The sequence below is a fragment of the Fusibacter sp. genome (genome assembly GCF_057447755.1).
In genome coordinates, this window is the sequence record NZ_JBVBZF010000305.1 from 1 (window position 1) to 4,203 (window position 4,203).

The 4,203-nt window shown below is 31.4% G+C and carries 4 protein-coding genes; all 4 read left to right on the plus strand.

Annotation, left to right across the window (positions count from 1 at the left end; all coding sequences use genetic code 11):
• Positions 1–592: 592 nt before the first annotated feature.
• A complete protein-coding gene (locus AC220I_RS19040) occupies positions 593–1,543 on the plus strand; it encodes a DUF3991 domain-containing protein (RefSeq protein ID WP_486725445.1) in 951 nt (316 codons plus the stop codon).
• A gap of 107 nt (positions 1,544–1,650) precedes the next feature.
• The gene (locus AC220I_RS19045) at positions 1,651–2,532 is read left to right on the plus strand and encodes a ParA family protein (protein ID WP_486725446.1); all 882 of its coding nucleotides are present in this window, start codon (positions 1,651–1,653) and stop codon (positions 2,530–2,532) included.
• A 15-nt stretch (positions 2,533–2,547) separates the two neighbouring features.
• Positions 2,548–3,801: a hypothetical protein gene (locus tag AC220I_RS19050; RefSeq protein WP_486725447.1), complete on the plus strand. Its 1,254-nt coding sequence runs from the start codon at positions 2,548–2,550 to the stop codon at positions 3,799–3,801.
• Positions 3,802–3,861: 60 nt separating this feature from the next.
• Complete coding sequence (locus AC220I_RS19055; RefSeq protein ID WP_486725448.1) at positions 3,862–4,107, plus strand: hypothetical protein; 246 nt, start codon at positions 3,862–3,864, stop codon at positions 4,105–4,107.
• Positions 4,108–4,203 lie beyond the last annotated feature (96 nt).

Sequence of the window (4,203 nt, forward strand, 5' to 3'; positions counted from 1 at the left end):
ATCAAATTGACTGCAACCTTGAATGTGTTGAATACCTCTGGTAAAAACGTTATATCTTCATTTATAGCGTCTTTTTGCGTTTCGTCTATTTGATTTGCGTATTGCTTGTTGCTCCCTGTAGACCTCAAATTTCGGCGTTTTATGAACTCGAATTTGTGAGGTCTATTTTTTTACGCTTACTTGTCAAGTATCAATAACATTATTTAGATTTTTTTTTGCTTGTCAAGTATCAATGACATTTATTCATTGTTGTGTCTATTATCACCGAGATTATACTGTTGTTATTGTCTACTATTGCTTATTGGCGCATCTTTCAGAAACATTGATATTACTGAACCACGACTAATTACTAAAGGGGGTATTAAATAATCCTTTTTTATCATCCATTCTTTATAAATATCCTTTCAACATAGTTGATAACCTTACGGTTATCTCAAAAGCTTATTTTAATGCGGATAGAGTTTCTAACGAAACTCATTAATAGATATTTGCTTGAAAGAAAAATAAATAATGAGGTAGGTAGGTTTTTATTGACCTATCGTGTTTTTTTATGGTATCATTATTTATAAGATTAAAGAAAGGATTTATAATTATGGGATTATCACCAGAAGCATGGCGAATTGCTAGAAATGTAAATATTGAGGACGCTTGTTCTTATAATGGTATTCCATTAGTGCCTTGGGGCAATAAAATGAAGCTTGAAGGTTATGGCGGTTTGTATATTGAAAACTGCGTGTACTACAACTTTTCAACTAAAGAGTGGGGGAATGCCATTGATTTTTTTGTTAATTATTTTAACATGGCAGCCGATGAAGCAGCTCTCATGTTACTTGATTGTGTCGGTCATGGTCACGCTGCTGCTGATCTAAAACTGACTTTTACTAAATCTGTTAAGAAAATTGAGGATGGTTCAAATTTGGTCTTGCCAGAGCTTAGTGTTAATCAACATCGTGCGATTGCTTATCTTAATAAAAAGAGAGGTATTGACGCCAAGCTCGTTGTGGATCTGATTAAAAGAAAATATGTATCTCAGGACAAAAGGGGTAATGTAATATTCCTCTGGTATGATTTTGATGATGACATTCGCAATGATTTTACTAGAGTTAAGGGATTTGAATTAAAAGGTACTGGTGATAGTCCATTTAAACATTTGTCACCTAACAATAAACATGGCCTTGGCTTTAATTTAAGGATTGGATCAGAGATTGAACGTGTTTATTTTTTTGAAGCCACAATCGACCTCTTGTCATTTTATTTGCTTAATAAAGGATCTAAAATGCTAAGTGATTGCTTACTTGTCTCTATGTCTACATTAGGTATATCTATTATATTTGAGGTTGAAAATTATTTGATAAACCGTTACAGTGGTTTCAAATTCGATGAATCAAATTGTATTATTTGTACTGATAATGATAGTGATAAACCTAAGAATTATTCTCTGATCTATCAAGAGAACTTAAGGACTAAACATCACTTAAATTTTACGTCTTTAATGCCTTCGTCCTCTGGAGATTGGAACGATGTTCTACTGAAAAGTTTATGAAATAGTTCAATATTGTGATAGGTTTTTATTGACTGTTGTGTTTTTTTATGGTATCATTATATTAGAAATAACGAGCGTCAGTCTGACGCTTCAAAGGAGAGTATAAGATGAAAAAATTTAAAGAACATTTAGCATTTGTATTATCTGATCCCGCAACTAAAGGCGGTGTTACCAAAACAACATCTTTATTATCTATTGCGTCAGAGTTTGCATCACTCGGTTATAAAACACTACTTATTGATAATGACCCCCAGGGTAACGCATCATCTAATTTAGGCATTAAAGACAATGAATCGTCTTATATTGGGGATCTTTTATTAGGTAATGTTGATATTATTGATATCATAAAGCCCACTAAGATGGACAATCTTTATGCGATTCCATCTAACTTAAATCTTATTGAAGTTGATAAAATTCTACACCAAGCACAGTTTTATTCTAAGTCAAATTTATGTGATTATCTTTCTGACTTAGGCATCGAACTTGACATTAATCAATCAAATTTACTTCCAGAATATGACGATATTCACCTTACTTTAAAAAATGCACTTGAACCGATTTTGAGTGAATTTGACTTTATTTTGATTGATACACCACCGTATTATAACAGCTTGGTTGAAAATGCCTTGTATGCTTCAGATTACTTTTTCGTTCCTGTTGGTCTTGATAAATTTGCTCTTGAAGGGTTTGAATACATCATGAACAAAGTTGAAAAAATTAAATCGAATGGTCACAGTTTAGAACTTTTAGGTGTTATTCCTTCAAAATATAGAAAGTCAAAACTGCACAATCTTGTACTTGAAAACATTCAAAACGAAATTGACACACATGTTTTTAAACCAATTCCACATAGTGTAAAAGTTGAAGAAGCACCATTTTATGAAATGACTTTAAGAGAATATAAGCCTAGTATTTTACCAACGCTTATATATGCAGAAATTGCCAGAGAATTGATTTCTATGATTAAAGCACGTAATAACATTGACTAAGAGGGGGATTTTAAAATGGCTAATAAGTTAAGTAATTTGGTTTCTAATAAAGTAAAGGCGGTAAATACTGCGGTTAATAATGCAGAGTCTAAAGAACAGTTGATACAGCTTACGAGAGAAGAATTTTTAAGTTTAGAGTCATGTTTTCCAGAACTGCAAGAAGAATTTTTTAAGATTGACGAAACAGAAACTACATTTTTAGATGTAGAAAAATCTGTTTTGAATGTAGGTATCATTCATAAGCCTGTGGTTAAAAGAGTAGATGGTAAGCTTAAAATTGTCACTGGTCATAGAAAACAACGCATGGTTTTGAGAAACCCAGATCATGAAGCTTTCGACAAAATTACTTGTGAAGAAACATTCGATATTCTTGAAATTTGTAAGCTTAAGTTTTTCGATTCTAATATTCAAGGTGGCAGATTAAGAGAGGATATGGATCTCATTAAGATCATTGAGATAGAGAAAGAAGAATATAAAAAACTTGAAGCAATTTTAGGTAGAAAATTCAACATTAACAAAGAAATTGCTTCCAAAACAGGCAAGTCTAAAAAGACTGTTGAACGTTACGACAACATCACTACGTTAATACCAGAGTTTAGAGAACTCTTTGAAAATGGAAATTGGGGCATAACAAAAGCTCATAAAATCGGACAACTTTCAGAGTTTGATCAAAGAGAATTATATAATCTCATGGGCGCCGAAATTGCTAAGAAAACTGAAAATGAAATTAAGATGATTAAAAATAATCTGGCTAGTAAGACGGATGAATACGAAAAACTTGAAAAAGAGTCTAAGGAGCTTGCTGATAAAGTTAAAGAATTAGAAATGAATATTAACAATTCTGACGATGAAAACGGCGAGTCGTTAAGTGAAGAAGAAGTCCAAAATCTTAAAGATGAATTGCTGACTTTACAAAGCAATATTGACGATATTGCAGACAAAAAAGCTGACTTGCTCCTTAAAGATAAATATGGTGATCTTCAATTGAAAATGAAGGAAATTGAAAATCTTAACACGGAGCAACTTAAAAAACTCAAAGAAAAAGATGTTAAAATTAATGAATTGTCATCAAATGTTGAAGCAAATAGTCAATTAATAATGCTTGATATCTTAAGTAAAAATATAAACCTTCAATTTGATTCTGTTAAGGATTCATATCATTTATTCAATAGAACAGGCGTTGATAGATTAAAAGAAATGTTAAATGAGATTTCAAATTCTGTATCTAAAATGAGTGATTTCATTGAAACTAATAGAACTGATTATTAAGTGAGTGTGGGGAAAGTGATTCACTTTTCCCACTTACTATTTTTATTGCGAGGTGTCAAAATGAAAAAAATATGTGCCTTTAATTGCTCTGGTGAATTATCGAGTATTTATCTTTCAAAAGACTTTAACAATGCTTTTAACCAAAGAATTACAATCATTAACATTCCTTTTGAGCTTTGCTCTGGTTGTAAAATGATTTATTACAATAGTGATACTAAACGTATAATTGAGACTATTTTAAGTACAGAAAGAACAGATAGAATTGTATATTTTGAAAATGAAAAGAGGAATATCAATGAAAAATAGCATATCAAATAACTGTGTTTCTTATAATAGATTCAGAGAAATTTCTCATTTACTTGGCGTTTCCATGAGGGCAATGTCGAGAGATTTAGGTAAAGC